The following is a 15,886-nucleotide window of genomic DNA, read 5'->3' on the forward strand; positions in this document are numbered from 1 at the left end:
ACTCCATGTGCCAGCGGCGAACACAACGGCACAGCTAGAGTGATCAAAAGATCGCCTGGACAAAAACAACGACAGGGAAAGTGTGAAGAAATGAGAAACATCAGATTTGGCACAGCAAAAGCAATGTTTGCCGCGACGGTGGCATTTACCTCTGGGGTGGGCACTAGCGCGACAGCACAGGACTTGGGCGAACTGGTCGCACCTTTATCGATTTCTTATTACGCTGCCGATTTCGGCCCGCGCTTTGAGCAATCCTCTAGAATTCTTGCGTCAGAATGGGAAAAACTTGGGCTTGAACTGAACCTTGAGCCCATCCAGTTCAGTACTTTTGTATCGACTATTAACGTCGGTGGCGGGTTGGAAGATATTGCGTTCGTTAGCGTTGGATCGGATCCAGACCGGGTCGATCCAACATATTGGACCTATGACCAGTCAGCCTGTGGGCAACGGCGGAACGCCTCCAAGTGGTGCGATGAAACATATTCCGCACTGGCCGATGCACAACGCAGCATGGTCGATCAGACAAAGCGCGAAGCGGCGGTCAAGGAATTGCAGCAGCTACATTTTGAGAGCACACCTTGGTGGCCAGTCACGCATAACGTGTTTGGAATGTTGTGGAATAACGACAAATGGGGCAACGTGCTTAGCCCTTCACCTGTCAATCCGGCTGAAACACAAGTCAATCCCTGGCTAAACATGAAGCCATTGGGCGATGATCGTATCCTCGACTGGGGCTATTTCGAAGACGTTAATACCTACAATCCGCTGGCCGAAGAAGGCGCTGTTGGTTGGGTCCGGTTTATCTTTGATACATTCGGCAAGATCGATTCCGACGGCAGTGTGATGCCTTGGGCCGCAGAATCTTGGGAATTTATTGATGATACGACGTTGCGCATCAAACTGCGCGCCGGGATGACGTTCCATGATGGCAAGCCTGTCACTGCCGATGATGCTGTGTTCACTCTGAACAAGGTAATCGACGTGCAACCGCCATCGATGGCCGCACGGATCGTCACGCTTGATTCAGCCGAAATGGTCGATGATCTGACTTTTGATATCAAGATGAAGATGCCAGATGCGTCTTTCGTGACTACCGGATTACCGTTCCTGTTCATTTTGCCAAAACATCTTTGGGAAAACTACGAAGGCGACATTCTCGCGCGTGATGTCATCGAAGAAGGTGTTGTGATCGGCAGCGGTCCGTTCAGCTTTAAAGAATGGCGTCGCAACGAAGTTCACGAACTGGAAACCCACAAGGCGCACTGGGCTGCTGCGGAATACGACGGCCTGCGTCGTCTGTCGCTCGGTCAGCCTGATGCGATCCGTTCCGCGCTGCTCAGCGGACAGGTCGACCTTGCGACAGGTATCCTGCCTACGGCGGCAATGGATGACCTTGCGAGGCAGAATGAATCGCTGAGTTTCGTTGATGAAAATTCCCATGGAACAACAATGGTCTGGGTAAACAACGAAAAGGCACCTTTTAACGATCTGGCGTTTCGTCAGGCACTGCGCCAGTCAACCAACAAAGATCGCGTGATCATGGAGGCGCATCTGGGTTTTGCCAACAAGGCTGGCTCTGGTCCAATCCCGAACCAGCTTTCGGCATGGTACGATGACAGCCTTCCCGAAGTGACATTCGACATCGAAGCGGCACGGCAGATCCTGGCCGATGCCGGCTATGGCTGGGACAAGCAGGGGCGTCTGCACTACCCCGCAGACTGATCCAATAAGGGGCCTGCCGAGTTCGGCGGGCCGTCTGTTCCCCAACCCAGTTAGAATGGAGACCGATCGATGAGGGGCTATATCCTTCGCCGCCTTGGCCAAAGCGCCCTAGTAATCTGGGCCGTTACAACGGTGATGTTCGTGATGTTCCGTGTGATGCCGTCCGATCCCACGGCAATTTTGATGGACCGCGGTATGACCGAAGAGGCACAGCAGCGCCTGTTGCAGGAATGGGGCCTGACCGGGTCGTTCTGGGATCAGTACGTCGCTTACATTCTCAACCTGATCCAAGGTGATTTCGGGTCATCATTTTTTTATCGCAAACCTGTGTGGGAAGTACTTTTTCCATTGATCCTGAACACTCTATGGGTGGCAATCCCGGGCCTTTTGCTGGGGGCTGCGGTTGGATCTGCCCTGGGACTTCTTGTGGGATGGGCCCCGCGTGGCGGGCGGGTCGAAACCACCGGCATCTATTTTGCCACCATTATCCGCGGCGTTCCGAATTTCGTCATTGGCATCGCGATGTTGGCACTGTTTTCAAGCACACTTGGCTGGTTTCCTGCCTTCGGTATGAGTTCGGTCGGCGTCGAACAGCAAGGCTGGCGTATTTTTTCGCTGGATTTCCTGCATCATCTCGCGTTGCCGTTGATTGCAGTCGCGATCTATTTTCTGCCGGAGAACATGTTGCTGATGCGCAGCGGAGTAGTCGAGAACCGCACCGAGGACTACATCGAACTTGTGCGCGCCAAAGGCGTCGCGCCTGCTCGCGTTGCGTGGCATGCAGGACGCAATTCCCTGCTTCCACTGATCACATGGCTATTTCCTGCGCTTGCCGAAACCATCGCCGGTGTGATCGTCGTCGAAATCGTCTTCAGTTGGCCCGGTGTCGGGCGCGAACTGGTCCTTGCAGTAACGCGTCAGGATTATCCACTGGCGCAATCTGCCTTTTTCTTACTCGCAGTCCTGATCGTGGTGGCAAACCTTGCCGCTGACCTGCTTTACGGCAAACTCGACCCCCGCGTGGTATATAAATGAGCGATATCTCACATTCTTCTGGCGCCGGCTCCGGTTGGTTTGCCTCGCTTCGACAGACATTCAAACTGCTTATGCAGGACAGCTTTGCTGCATCGGGGCTGATCATTCTAGCAATATTCATCGTGCTGGCCATCGTGGCGCCGATCCTTGCCCCCTATGAGCCTTACGATGTTATGATGACCGAAGCGGGGCGGCTGGATCGGCTGTCGCCTCCGACATTGGCGCATCCCTTCGGCACGACTGCCTATGGCAATGACGTGCTAAGCCAGTTCATGCACGGAGCACGTGTGGCCATGATTGTGGGTCTGGTAGCCGCCCTTGCGGTGGGCCTAGTGTCAACTGTGGTCGGCATCTTGGCTGGCTATTTCGGTGGCTTGATTGATGATGTGCTGATGCGCCTGACCGATGTTGCGCTAAGTATCCCAACATTGCCCTTTGCTATCGTGGCGGTATCTTTGCTGGGGCCGAGTCTTCAGAATATCATTCTGGTTATTTCGCTATTGTTTTGGCGCAACGGTGCACGGATCATCCGGTCTGCGGTGCTGACCGAACGCGAGCGGGTCTATGTCCGTTGGGCGCGTGCCGCAGGTGCATCGCACGCGCATGTCATTTTTCACCATATTCTGCCCAATACCATTCGGGTGGTTTTTCTGTGGATCACTATGTCAGTCGCTTTCGCAATTCTGACAGAAGCAAGTCTGAGCTTTCTAGGCTTGGGTGATCCGTCGGTGATCAGCTGGGGCCAGATGCTGAACACTGCTTTTTCCAGCGGCAGCTTACGCACCGCGTGGTGGTGGGTTGTTCCCCCATGCCTTGCACTGACCTTTTTGGTGTCGTCGCTTTACCTGATCGGCCGGGGATACGAAGAACAAACCAACCCACGCCTGCGGAGGGTATGATGCAGACTGAAACAGCACTTATCAAAGGTCTGCAATCCAAACCTGCAGCCTTGCTGCAGGTTCACGATCTGAGCATTAGCTATCAGACGACTAAAGGTCCGTTTCACGCGGTGGACAAGGTTAGTTTTACAGTAGAACCAGGAAGTACGCTGGGGCTGGTTGGGGAATCCGGCTGCGGTAAAAGCACGGTGGTGAAGTCGCTGATGGGGCTTTTGCCGCTTCAGACTGCTATTACCGGACAGGCTAATTTGGATGGGCATAACATTTTGGGCCTATCCGAAACCGCCTTGCGTGACGTGCGCTGGACGCAGGTTGCCCTGATCACTCAAAGCGCGATGAATTCACTTGATCCGGTATATTGCGTCGGGGATCAGATCGTAGAGTCTATCCGCGCACATCTCCGTGTGTCCAAATCCGAAGCCTGGCATCACGCCGAAGAACTGTTCGCCATTGTGGGACTGCCCGCCGGACGGCTGCATGAGTTCCCACACCAGTTTTCGGGAGGGATGCGACAACGTGCAGTAATCGCTATGGCATTGAGTCTGAATGCAGGACTATTGCTCGCGGACGAACCTACAACTGCGCTTGATCCAATCATGCAGGATCAGATTATGGCACGAATTCGTGGCATTAATGCGCAGATGCGCCGGTCGATGATCCTTGTAACACACGACATCGCTGTCGTGTCGGAAACCTGCGACACTATCGCGGTGATGTATGCAGGCCAGATCGTGGAAACCGGTACGACTGCCGACGTGCTAGGCAAGCCCAAACATCCCTATACTATGGGATTGCAGAATGCTTTTCCCAGATTGCCAAGTAAGGGTGAACCTCGTTTGCCGCTAATTTCGATCCCTGGAACCGTCCCGAATTTGTCGGCTCCTCCAAAGGGATGTCGCTTCGCGAGCCGATGCCCGTTCGCTAGCGATCTGTGCCATTCAACACCGCCTGCTGCAGCGCTTCCCAATACCCATCAAAGCGCCGCATGCCACTATATTGACCGCGCTGATGAATTTCGTGCCATTGCCCAACAGCCCGAAACGTGGCGCCGGAAGGAGATTTGATATGACCACCAATACGGTTGCTATCCAAGCACAGAATTTAAAAACGCATTTTACATTGCGTTCAGGGGTGTTTAGCGCGCTGACAGGCAAAGAACCTGTCGCTGTACGCGCTTTGGACGGTATCGATCTGACGATCCGGCGCAAGCAGGTGGTCGGGCTGATCGGCGAATCCGGATGCGGTAAATCTACGCTCGGTATGTCGCTTGTGCGTATGTACCAGCCCACGGGCGGAAAAATCAGCTTTTTTGGTGATGATATTACCAATGTGCAAGGTCGTAACTTGAAAACCTATCGCCATCAGGCGCAGCTGATTTTTCAAGACCCCTACAGTTCACTTAATCCGCGCTTGACGATCGGAGAGATCGTCGAGGAGCCTCTGCGCATCCACCGTATCGGCACCGCCGCCGAACGTGCCAAAAAGGTTGCCGATGCGCTGGACTTGGTGCGGGTTCCGGGCAGTGAATACCTTCACCGCTATCCCAATGCGCTTTCGGGTGGACAACGCCAACGCATCGCGATCGCACGGGCGCTGGTGCTTGAGCCGAAATTCATAGTTGCTGATGAACCTGTGTCCATGCTGGATGTATCGATTCAAGCTAGTGTGCTGGAAATCCTTGACGAATTATCAAAAAAGCTTGGATTGGCGGTCCTGTATATCTCACACGATATCGCAACGGTCGGATACATCTGTGACCATGTAGCAGTCATGTACCTGGGGCAGATCGTCGAAGAGGGGCCTGCTGAAGACATCCTGACTGCCCCGCGTCACCCTTATACCCAGCGTCTTATGGCGGCAATTCCATCGGTGTCAGGTGAACGCACACGGGAACGCATTGAGTTAGCCGGAGATGTGCCGTCGCCGCTGAATGTCCCTCCAGGGTGCCGGTTTTCAACTCGCTGCCCCCACGCAACCGATTTGTGCCGCACCAAGGCACCTGCGCTGGAAAATGACAACGGAACACAGCGTGTCCGCTGCCACCTTTACAGTGCCGAAGATATGGCCCCAACGACAGATTTCGGAATGGTTTAGCTTTTTCTGTCACATTGAATTGGCTGAGGTGTTTTTGAAGACAACAGTTCAAGTACGGATAATGGGTATAACGGAAGGGGAAACCGCTCCTCGTCCAAGGTCCGGGCATGCGGTGGGAACGTGTCTTAAGCATCAAGGCTCATACAAAAGGCTCGCGCGCAAGGTTGCGACCATCGCACAAGATCGGTTGCATTCCACATGCTTTGATTGACTGTCGGGGTAATCCCCCCATTTTTAATGGGGTACAGCCGTAGAATTCAGGCGGCTGTTTTCAGTTTCATTGCAGGTGTGATCCCGCCAATGCCCATGTTGGGCCGTTCGTTGTTATAAGTCCACAGCCATTCAGTTGCCTGGTTCTGTGCCTCCTCGATCGTTTCGAAGATGTATTGGCTGAGCCACTCACCTCGAACTGTGCGGTTGTAGCGCTCGATGCAAGCGTTTTTCTGCGGCTTTCCGGGTTAAATGTATGCCAGAAGAACGCCCTGCTTTTCTGCCCACTCCATGAGTTTTCCGCTGACATATTCGGGTCCATTGTCAATACGAATGGTTTCGGGTTTCCCACGCCATTCGATGATCCGGTTCAGGCTACGCACAACGCGTTCGGCAGGCAGTGAGAAGTCAACCTCAATGCATAAGCCCTCGCGGTTGAAGTCATCCAGAACGTTCAGTGTCCGGATCGACCGACCATCAGAGAGCTGATCTGCCATAAAATCCATTGACCATGTTTCGTTGGGTCTGTCAGGCACTGCCAGTGGTTCGGGCTTGTCCCGCTTGAGCCGCTTTTTGGGTTTTATGCGCAGATTCAGCTCCAGTTCGCAGTAGATCCGATACACCCTTTTATGGTTCCAGAAATAGCCCTGCACCTTGCGCAGATACAAAAAGCAAAGGCCAAAGCCCCATGTGCGCTTGTCCCCGGTCAACCGTTTTAACCAATCGGCGATCTCCCCGTTCTCATCGCTCAAGATGGGGCTATACCGATAGCACGTCTCGCTGACCTGGAACGTGCGGCAAGCCAGCGCAACGCTGATCCCAAGCTGTGCAACCGCGCTCACGGCCATCTCTCGTCGCTGAGATGGCCTTAAGGCTTTTTTCCAAGGGCTTCCTTGAACAACTCATTCTGCATGCTCATCTCGGCATACATCTTCTTCAGCCTGCGGTTCTGCTCAGCCATGTCCTTCATCTCAGCGATGAGCGACGCGTCCATACCGCCAAATTTGGCCCGCCATTTATAAAACTGGCGCTGCTCATCCCATGCTCCCGGCACAGCTCCGAGACCGGAACGCCACCCTCCGCCTACTTCAACACAGCCATAATCTGCGCGTCGCTAAATCGTCCGTTCTTCATCGTAAATCTCCTCAGATATTTTACCGGGAAAATTTAACTTTTGAACACCATTAATTTTAGGGGGGATTACCCAACCAATATTATGGTTATTCCTCTAAAATAATCAAAATGGAGTATTCTTGAACTTTTCATGAAAGAGGCTTTCAAAAACTTACGGTCTACAACTGTATAGATGGTGATAGCTGGGAGGTCGAGATTCGAGAATGACCTTAATGCAGATTGCTTAGTTCAGCAGCTAATCGTGTTATAGCCCCGACCTGCCAATAACCAGTCAGCCTTTGGCACACTGCTCAACATCATGGCCGTGCCATTGTATTCACTTATTGTCCTGATATAAAAAATAAAGCTAAAATTTCTTTTAGATGGTTGCCTGCAGTGAACACTCATCCAAAGATAATTTTTTTAGACTAACAGGATAAGTAGCATGTAAAGCAACTAAATGAGGAAATATCTTTGATAACTCCATATCATTTGTCAGCAGCATACTTTCTGCTTTAACTTCAGTTTCAGACTTATCACTTTTTGCAAATAACCAACTATGGTTAGTTACGAGGAAGTGGAAATATCGCCGTCCATCAATACGAAGCCGTAAGGAACTTACGAGTTGTGCTTCAACTCTGAAATTGCCAACTGCAACACCATGATTGTGAGAAAGGCGAACCCCTCCGATCATGACAGGGCGGTCTTGGAATTCAACGGGTTGCCATGAGCCGACTGACAGAATCTCTTGGAATCCTTTAGATGTCGCAATGCTGTCACCAACTTTAACGTTTTCAACCGAAGCCCAACCGCGTTTTAATAAAATTAGGGTGCCTTCCCCAAAGCAATTTCCACCATGATTTTTAGGAACCGGCGTTAATTCCTTGTTGTGATGGTTCCCGTTTTTTAGCAAAAGAAGAAGACCAATTGGGATTAACGCCATCCAATAACTCTGAGGTGCCACGGCGGTTGGTAAGTTTATAGGTGCAGACTCTACGATTGGCGCAACGAAGCCTCCGGCATAGGCGATAGTGCTGTTAAAAACCGCTAAAGTCGAGGAGGAGAAGATTGCGATTTTGCCATAACTAGCAAACATGTGTCTTGCAGAGAAACACTTAGAAGTTACTTTGTATTTCATCTTCGATGAAGACCTATTATCTGTTCCTAACCGAATTGCCCAATATAAATTCTTTATACCATGCGATTTTGGCAATATGTTTAATATACTTTTCATTAAATTCACGTGAGTCCCCAACGATGTATTGTGCGTACAAATATATTATTAGAAACAAAATTCAACAAATATTTAATAAACCAAAAGGCGACTATCTACACCTATAAGTATAAAGTTTATTATAAGCAGTTTGTTATGGTCAATGATATACTATCTTATATACAGGTCAGCTTGACCTGAGCTCCTATAACTCTTCCAAGTTTGTGTGGAGTGCGACGAACCATAGGACAGACAAATAAGGGCACGATTTACGGACGAACAGATCACCGCAATGACCAAGTAGCAGGACGCCTTTGGGAAGACCGCTGACGTATATCGGCGGCATGGGTTCAGCTCGGCGACGTTCTATAAATACAAATCGGAGAATGGCGGCATGGGGCCCCTAGATGCGAAGCGGCTACGGGCGCTTGAGGACGGGAACGGCAAGCTGAAGACTCGACTGGCAGTGCGGATGCTAGAGCGTGACCTCGTCCGTCATTGATGGTGTGGATGGCCCCGCCAACGGCATCGTTTTGTGCCATGGTGGGTTTGGACCTGCTTCACTTTTGTTCCGGTTTTCTGCGAGCAATGCTCGTCATAGAGGAGACCGGAAATGGCACCCAAACACAGTGACGATTTCAAACGCGAAGCGGTTCGGATCGCGACAAGCAGCGGGCTGACGCGTCGCCAAGTCGCGTCGGATCTTGGGGTCGGCCTTTCGACCTTGGGCAAATGGATACGTCAGTTCTCAGACGATCCTTCTACCGCGACCTAGGATTCTGAGCTTCGGCGCGAGAACGAACGCCTACGCAAAGAAAACCGCATTCTTCGGGAGGAGAGGGAGGTGTTAAAAAAGGCGGCAATCTTCTTCGCGGGTCATGGAGGGCATGAACGCCATTGGTCCGAGTGAATGCCCGACACAATGAAATTTCAGTTCATTGCGGATTGCCGCGGGGATTTTCCACGCAGCCATTTGTGCCGCCTGATGCAGGTAACGGAACGTGGTCTTCGGGCTTGGTGGCACAGGCCGCCGTCACGCCGCCAACGTCGGGATATAATGCTCTTGGCGCGTATTCGAGAACAGCATCGCTTGAGCTTGGGCAGCTACGGTCGTCCGCACATGACGCAGGAACTCTATGAACTGGGCATCCATGTAGGGCAACGCCGTGTGGCGCGGATCATGCGTGATAACGGCATCCAGGTGCTGCGCAGCCGCAAGTTCAAGCGCACGACCGACAGCAATCACACCTTCAATATCGCGCCTAACCTGTTGCGTCAGGATTTCACCGCAAGCACCCCGAACCAGAAGTGGGCGGGAGACATCACCTATATTTGGACCCGCGAGGGATGGGCCTATCTTGCTGTGATCATCGACCTCTATTCGCGACGGGTGATCGGATGGGCCCTGAGCAACCGCATAAAACAGGATCTGGCCTTGCGCGCTTTGGACATGGCGATTGCCCTACGAAAGCCGCCCCCGGGCTGCATCCACCACACTGATCGCGGCGCCCAATACTGTGCCCACGAGTATCAAAAGCGTCTGCGTAAGCACGACTTGGTGCCGTCGATGAGCGGAAAGGGAAATTGCTATGATAATTCGGCCGTCGAGAGCTTCTTCAAGTCGTTGAAGGCCGAATTAATCTGGCGCCGGACCTGGCAGACCCGCAGAGAGGTCGAGCTGGCCGTCTTCGAATACATCAACGGCTTTTACAACCCACGCCGACGGCATTCGGCCATCGGCTGGAAATCACCCGTGGCTTTCGAAAACATCGTCGCCTAACATGAGCTACACACCGGAACGAAAACGGTGCAGGTCCATTACTGGTCAGTTCCGTCCCATTTCCGCTGATAATCACACTTGAATCGCAAACAAGCTTGTCGCGGTCTTGGTGGACACGTAAGTAGCATATCATAACAAACCTTTTCTGCTGTCCTGCGTCGTAGAGGCGGGACGGTATCTGGCAATCAGAGGGCATATCCTGACCACTCCATCCAATCTGTTCGATCCCGTATCCGGCACCATGAGGGCATCAGTCGGGCGGGGAATGATGGCCACGGGCAGCGCGCAGGCCGTCAAGCTTGGTCTGCAGTTTGTGTCTGTGATCATGCTTTCGCGTCTGCTGGCGCCGGATGATTTTGGATTGGTGGCAATGGCTGCGCCAGTCTTGGCTTTCATGGGGATGTTTCAAAGCCTCGGCCTTACTCAGGCGACGGTTCAGCGTCCAAAAATTACTCATGAAGAAGTTAATTTCCTGTTTTGGATCAACGTTCTAGCCAGTATTTCTGTTGCCGTAGCTGTGGTGGCAATCGCACCCGTTGCATCGCGATTCTATAATGAGCCGCGGGTGGCCCCACTGATCGCAGCAATGGCTCTTCCAGTTTTGCTGATGGGCAGCGGGGCACAGCACAGCGCACTGATGAACCGGCGGATGCAGTTTGGGCGACTAGCGATGATCGAGGTGGTCTCCGGAGTGGCTACTTTGGCTACTGCTATTATCTGGGCTTCAATGGCACCGTCCTATTGGGCGTTGTGGGGTGGCAGCGTTGTAGGCGCGCTGGTCACCATCATAATGACCTGGTCGAGTTCGCCTTGGCGTCCCTCACGTCCCGGTCATGCTGGCGACGGATGGTCAATGGTGGGGTTTGGGGCCAATCTGACCGGCTTCAATTTTGCCAATTTTTTCGCCCGCAATTTAGACAATGTTCTAATTGGACGTGTCTGGGGCAATCAGGAACTGGGACTGTACGAGCGAGCTTACAAGCTGTTGTTGTTCCCTTTGTCACAGATCACTAATCCGCTATCACGAGTAATGGTGCCAACCCTATCGCGCATGATTGACGAACCTCACCGCTACCGTCATGCTTATACGCGGGTAATTCGGCTCGTTCTGCTTGCAACCCTGCCTGGCGTTGCGCTGAGCATTGCAATGGCCGACATCATGATTCCTTTTCTTTTGGGGGGGCAATGGGCAAAAAGCGCTACAATCTTTGCTTGGTTGGGATTTGCGGGCCTAGTCCAGCCGCTTAACAACCCGTCCGGCTGGTTGTTTGTGAGCCAAGGACGGACCCGCGAATTTCTATACTGGGGCCTAGTTTCCTCGGTGTTTTCTATAATAGCATTCGTGATTGGCATTTCGTGGGGAGCAACGGGAATTGCGATGGCCTATGCCCTTAGTGAATATCTCAAAACCCCATTCCTGTGGTGGTATGTCGGGCGCAACGGTCCAGTCCGCGTGCCTGACATCCTGAAGGCGACTTGGCCTTTCCTACTGGGCGCGCATTTGGTCGTCCTCGCCCTGTGGGCAATCGGCCCGTTTCTGCCGGAGACATCATTGCCGGCCTTAGCACTTGGAACGGTGTTCTCCTATGCCGCGATGGCAGCGCTGATCGCCCTGACAGCCGCAGGGCGCGAAACGCTGCAGGAGGTCATTCAAGTGCTGCGGGGGGGCGTGCATCGGTTGCGTCGATGAGAACAACGATACAGGAACGTTTTCGAACGTTATGGACCCAACCATTGCGCACTCCATGATGCGTGCCCCCCACCCGTCAACCTGCTACAACCTTATCGCTGGATGAATCATCCATCCATCCAGCCGAAGCCGGAGATATCGATTGAATGCGTGTGCTGTTTACCTGTGGCCTTGGTTATCTTCCGCAACGTGCCGGGGGCGCACAATCCAGCACCGATCAGTTGGCTAATGCCTTGAAGCGGTCTGGACACGAGCCCGCCGTGCTTACTGCGCTAGAACCGGGTGGCCGTCTCGTTTGGCAGTCGAAACTTCAGCGCAAGCTGACAGGGCGGACATTTTCATGCGATCGGGTCTTGGGATATCCGGTTTTTCGTGCTTGGAGTCCGACCGACACAGCCGAGGTCGTCCATCGGTTTCGGCCCGATGTGGCGGTCGTTCAGAACGGCTCCATGGTCCCGATTGCCGAAAGCCTACAGAAAGAGGGTGTTCCGGTCGTTCTGTATTTCAGGAATGTCGAATTTTCTGAAATGGGCGGAAAGCTCGAGGCTATCTGCCCGGCCGCCTGCATCTCAAATTCGTATTTTACAGCACAGCGTTACACCGACGCCTATGGCATAGAATCCACCGTGATCCCGCCTTTGGTCGAGCCAGCGAAGTACCGCACAAACAGCACGCGGGAAAATGTTACGCTAATCAATCCCTCGCCTCTCAAAGGGGGAAATCTGGCGATCGACATTGCGGCCCTCTGCCCCGACATTCCCTTTGTCTTCGTTCAAAGTTGGAAGCTGCATGACGAAACGCATGCTGCGTTGGTTAGGAAGATTGCACAAATACCCAACATTACCCTGCAGCCGCGAACTGACGACATGAAATCCATCTATGGCCGCGCTCGCATACTGCTGGCTCCCAGTCAGTGGGAAGAGGCATGGGGCCGCGTGGCGTCCGAAGCGCATTGTAGTGGCATTCCGGTGCTAGGTTCCAATCGGGGCGGTTTGCCTGAGGCGATTGGACCTGGCGGCGTGATTGTGCCGCATGATGCCTCGGCGCAGGATTGGGCCGAGGCACTGCGACAAATGTGGGATGACAAGGACATTTACGACAGCCTGTCATTCGCGGCTCGGGATTTTGCCGGACGCCCTGAAATCGTACCCGAAAGCCAGTTCAAAACTTTCCTGAAGGTTGTTACCAATGCTGTAGCATAACGCATCATCGCAGTGGCGAAAATTAATTCCTGTATAATTCGAATAATATAAAAAATTCTATCTGCCATTTTCTTTAAACGCCTGACCATCATCAACTTGGAGAACCCGTTGCGCTTTGTCTGGAGATTACATGAATGGCGGCACAATCGCAAAAAGCGGCGCGAACACCGTCTTCTGCAAAAAGCAGAAAGGGCGGTTGAAAAATTTCCGACCATACGGCGGTCGCAACGGCATGGTCTAGATGGAACGCTCATCGTCACCCTAACCTCTTATCCGCCAAGGTTTCCGACCTTAGCGGCAACGCTAAAAGGTCTTCTTGACCAAGAGGTCCGCTCCGATCACACGATCTTATGGGTGGCAGAAAAGGATCTTGCCGATCTACCCCGAGATGTCGTGGCACTTACGGCTTATGGCCTCGAAATAAAAACATGTGATGACACGCGGTCGTACAAGAAACTAATCCCAGCCCTTGAGGCATATCCGGGATCATGGTTCGTTACAGCAGATGATGATGTGTATTATCCTCCTACATGGCTAAAGAACCTTGTTTCGGAAGCACTGCGGCAAAAACATTCGGCAGTCGTGGCTTATAGAGCCCATCTAGCCCATATCGACGACAGGGGGTATCTACTTCCTTATCGGCAATGGGATAAAGATACAGACCGCCGCTGCAATGTTTCCAGCCAGACACGCATTTTTCCAACAGGTGTTGGTGGTATCCTGTATCCCCCAAATGCTTTTTCAGATTTTGTGACAGATAAGCAAAAATTCATGCAGCTTTGCCCTCATGGTGATGACATCTGGTTCTTCTGGATGGCGCGATTGGCTGGGACAGACCAGATATCTGCGTCATGTGGATTCGACATCACTACGTGGCCAATATCTCAAGACGTCGCCTTGTTTCACGAAAATACATACAGGGACCGGAATGACGTTCAGATAAATTCCATGCAGACCGCATTCGGTCCGGTCCCCTGACGACTACTGATCGGTTCTAGGCCAAGCGGCCGCCGCAGGTTGGCGAAGACTTTCTCAATCCGACGATGGGTTAAAGGTGGTCATCAATTGCCTTTAGCTGCGCCTTTAATAAGTCGACGCTTGCGGCGTCACATCTGCATGACGTGCCTTTTCAAGAACAGCTAGAAACATTGCGAATTGGCTGTCCGGATCCATTTCGGTCCTTTTAGAAAAGTCGAAAGCGGCAGCTGACAGGGTCGTGTATGCGAAGGTGTCAGACCATAGGCTTCGGACCGATGCGACCCATTGATCTAACGGAGCGTCGTAATCCAGCACAATGCCGCCTGCGCCGATGGCTTCCGGCAGTCCACCCCGGCGCGAGCCGATCACCGGGATCCCGCTGCAATGGGCTTCCGAGGCCACGCGCCCCCAAGCTTCCTCCCATTTGCTAGGGGCTAGCAGGATCTTCGTGCGGCCATAGACCTTCTTCATGTCAGATGTCCTCCCCTCCAGCCGGATATTCGGAAAAGACGCGATTGCGCGTTTTATCTCGGCCCGGTGAGCCTCTCCCAACGTCCAGCTTTCAACAAATAAGAAAGGAATATCTGGGCATTTTTGAGCGATTTGCACTGCACGATCAAAACCTTTTTCGGGATAGGGATTGATCAGCGTGACATAATCTCCGGTCGTGGGCGTGCAGTACTGGGACGGGTCGATGGTGGGAGGAATGACAGTGGCATCGACCCCAAATTTTTCTTTGTAAGCTTTGGCGGTAAAATCGGAATTGGCGATGTAGTGAGCCAACGGCAACTCCCGTAGATCGCCGCCAAGCTCATGAAACTCGACATTGCGTAAATACACCACCAGCGGAACGCCTTGCGCCTGCAATGCCTTCCCGATTGGCACTGAATCGTGGCATTGTACGATGGCGACATCGGGTTTTAGCATTTGGACCGCAAATTCGGCAGCTTCCCATGGAAACCATGCGCGTACCACCGGATAACCGGACAATCTGTCTATCACTCCCGGCCGGCGCAATAGTTTTAGTTTGATACGAGATTTTTTCCCAAAAACGCCGTCTCCAAATAGCGCGGCAAGAACAGAAGGGTGGTGACCAATGGCCTTAAGCTGCAAAGCAAGATGATGCGTACTGGACTGAACCCCCCCGCTGAACTCAGGCGGGTATCCCTTTCCACTACCAAAAAGCACATTCATCATAAAGTCCTCATTTCCTACAGCACATATCATAGCTTGTATGTGCTCCTTTTTCTTTAAAGCTGCTATTTAGGCTTAATTAGGCTCTGGACCTATTAATTACATCCAGAATACGATGATTAAATTGATTACGATAGCAGACATGACGGTGTCGGTATAGCGGTCGTAGCGGGTATGGATGCGCAGCTAATCTTTGAGTTTGCTAAATATATTCTCGATCTTGTGGCGCTTTTTGTAGAGCCCTTTGCTGTAGGGAATTTAATATTTCCTGTTGAATTTTGAGGGAAAGCACGCCTTAATTTGACGATCGGCAAGGGCCGCGCGGAACCAGTCAGCTGATATCATGCCGCTGGAGACAACGGTTTAACGATGATCGTGTCTGATGTGGAATGGTCGGCTGGAGTGCATAGAGACAATCGTCGAGTGGCAGCAGCGTATGGCGCCGGACCGCAATGATGATTGCCTCTTCGTCAATCGTCAGAACTGTGGATCTGGCAGTCCTTGGACCGGTCGGCAAATCCGCAACTGAAGTCCGCTTGCGTCATTTGGCGACCGCCTTCTGATTGATGCTGTAATGCGTCGAAAGCGTCCTCAGGCTTTCTTTACTATGTTGTATTGCTCGACGGTAAGCATCCGCCGAAGGCCGCTGACAGAGGTGGTCCTGAATTTTCGACCAGTTTTCCGCCGGGCTAAGCTATAGCATGGGTTTCATGTCAGGCGGCGGCTTTCAGGTGTTGATTGTGAGTATCATAGGCC

The 15,886-nt window shown here is 52.5% G+C and carries 10 protein-coding genes and 4 pseudogenes; 10 read left to right on the plus strand and 4 right to left on the minus strand.

Annotated features, from left to right (window positions below):
* The first annotated feature begins 90 nt into the window (after positions 1–90).
* The 5 genes from DWB67_RS15435 to DWB67_RS15455 all read left to right on the plus strand — a co-directional run bounded on the left by DWB67_RS15435 (position 91) and on the right by DWB67_RS15455 (position 5,750).
* Positions 91–1,722: an ABC transporter substrate-binding protein gene (locus tag DWB67_RS15435; protein ID WP_119808479.1), complete on the plus strand. Its 1,632-nt coding sequence runs from the start codon at positions 91–93 to the stop codon at positions 1,720–1,722.
* Positions 1,723–1,791: 69 nt separating this feature from the next.
* On the plus strand, positions 1,792–2,757 hold the full coding sequence (locus DWB67_RS15440; protein ID WP_119808480.1) for an ABC transporter permease: 966 nt from the start codon (positions 1,792–1,794) through the stop codon (positions 2,755–2,757).
* Entirely contained in the window at positions 2,754–3,656 is a 903-nt protein-coding gene (locus DWB67_RS15445; RefSeq protein WP_119808481.1) for an ABC transporter permease, read from the plus strand. The genes DWB67_RS15440 and DWB67_RS15445 overlap by 4 nt, the downstream gene beginning before the upstream one ends.
* The gene (locus DWB67_RS15450) at positions 3,656–4,720 is read left to right on the plus strand and encodes an ABC transporter ATP-binding protein (protein ID WP_119808482.1); all 1,065 of its coding nucleotides are present in this window, start codon (positions 3,656–3,658) and stop codon (positions 4,718–4,720) included. The genes DWB67_RS15445 and DWB67_RS15450 overlap by 1 nt, the downstream gene beginning before the upstream one ends.
* A 1-nt stretch (position 4,721) precedes the next feature.
* Complete coding sequence (locus DWB67_RS15455) at positions 4,722–5,750, plus strand: ABC transporter ATP-binding protein (protein ID WP_119808483.1); 1,029 nt, start codon at positions 4,722–4,724, stop codon at positions 5,748–5,750.
* A 257-nt stretch (positions 5,751–6,007) separates the two neighbouring features.
* Here DWB67_RS15455 and DWB67_RS15460 read toward each other — a convergent pair.
* Positions 6,008–7,094, minus strand: a pseudogene (locus tag DWB67_RS15460) (IS3 family transposase).
* A 358-nt stretch (positions 7,095–7,452) separates the two neighbouring features.
* Positions 7,453–8,211, minus strand: coding sequence for a hypothetical protein (locus DWB67_RS17875; protein ID WP_147385944.1), 759 nt, complete (start codon positions 8,209–8,211; stop codon positions 7,453–7,455).
* Positions 8,212–8,617: 406 nt separating this feature from the next.
* Here DWB67_RS17875 and DWB67_RS18665 point away from each other — a divergent pair.
* The 5 genes and pseudogenes from DWB67_RS18665 to DWB67_RS17885 form a co-directional block, all read left to right on the plus strand.
* Positions 8,618–8,788, plus strand: a pseudogene (locus tag DWB67_RS18665) (transposase); the annotation flags it as partial.
* 111 nt (positions 8,789–8,899) lie between these two features.
* Positions 8,900–10,066: pseudogene (locus tag DWB67_RS15470) on the plus strand (IS3 family transposase).
* Positions 10,067–10,334: 268 nt separating this feature from the next.
* The gene (locus tag DWB67_RS15475; RefSeq protein ID WP_255418709.1) at positions 10,335–11,756 is read left to right on the plus strand and encodes a lipopolysaccharide biosynthesis protein; all 1,422 of its coding nucleotides are present in this window, start codon (positions 10,335–10,337) and stop codon (positions 11,754–11,756) included.
* A gap of 146 nt (positions 11,757–11,902) precedes the next feature.
* On the plus strand, positions 11,903–12,958 hold the full coding sequence (locus DWB67_RS15480; protein ID WP_119808486.1) for a glycosyltransferase family 4 protein: 1,056 nt from the start codon (positions 11,903–11,905) through the stop codon (positions 12,956–12,958).
* A gap of 96 nt (positions 12,959–13,054) precedes the next feature.
* Positions 13,055–13,936 carry a glycosyltransferase family A protein gene (locus DWB67_RS17885; RefSeq protein WP_182911612.1) on the plus strand — a complete coding sequence of 294 codons (882 nt, stop codon included), beginning with the start codon at positions 13,055–13,057 and terminating at the stop codon, positions 13,934–13,936.
* Between the two features lie 105 nt (positions 13,937–14,041).
* Here DWB67_RS17885 and DWB67_RS15485 read toward each other — a convergent pair whose 3' ends face one another.
* A complete protein-coding gene (locus tag DWB67_RS15485; protein WP_119808488.1) occupies positions 14,042–15,130 on the minus strand; it encodes a glycosyltransferase in 1,089 nt (362 codons plus the stop codon).
* Between the two features lie 334 nt (positions 15,131–15,464).
* A pseudogene (locus tag DWB67_RS15490) lies at positions 15,465–15,797 on the minus strand (IS481 family transposase); the annotation flags it as partial.
* Positions 15,798–15,886 lie beyond the last annotated feature (89 nt).

The organism is Paracoccus sp. JM45 (genome assembly GCF_003590715.1).
Lineage (GTDB): Bacteria > Pseudomonadota > Alphaproteobacteria > Rhodobacterales > Rhodobacteraceae > Paracoccus.

What these genes read in the sequence shown, in the direction of transcription:
- DWB67_RS15435 (WP_119808479.1), top strand. Translation starts at nt 91, where the DNA reads ATGAGAAACATCAGATTTGGCACAGCAAAAGCAATGTTTGCCGCGACG.
- DWB67_RS15440 (WP_119808480.1), top strand. Translation starts at nt 1,792, where the DNA reads ATGAGGGGCTATATCCTTCGCCGCCTTGGCCAAAGCGCCCTAGTAATC.
- DWB67_RS15445 (WP_119808481.1), top strand. Translation starts at nt 2,754, where the DNA reads ATGAGCGATATCTCACATTCTTCTGGCGCCGGCTCCGGTTGGTTTGCC.
- DWB67_RS15450 (WP_119808482.1), top strand. Translation starts at nt 3,656, where the DNA reads ATGCAGACTGAAACAGCACTTATCAAAGGTCTGCAATCCAAACCTGCA.
- DWB67_RS15455 (WP_119808483.1), top strand. Translation starts at nt 4,722, where the DNA reads ATGACCACCAATACGGTTGCTATCCAAGCACAGAATTTAAAAACGCAT.
- DWB67_RS17875 (WP_147385944.1), bottom strand. Translation starts at nt 8,211, where the DNA reads ATGAAATACAAAGTAACTTCTAAGTGTTTCTCTGCAAGACACATGTTT.
- DWB67_RS15475 (WP_255418709.1), top strand. Translation starts at nt 10,335, where the DNA reads ATGGCCACGGGCAGCGCGCAGGCCGTCAAGCTTGGTCTGCAGTTTGTG.
- DWB67_RS15480 (WP_119808486.1), top strand. Translation starts at nt 11,903, where the DNA reads ATGCGTGTGCTGTTTACCTGTGGCCTTGGTTATCTTCCGCAACGTGCC.
- DWB67_RS15485 (WP_119808488.1), bottom strand. Translation starts at nt 15,130, where the DNA reads ATGAATGTGCTTTTTGGTAGTGGAAAGGGATACCCGCCTGAGTTCAGC.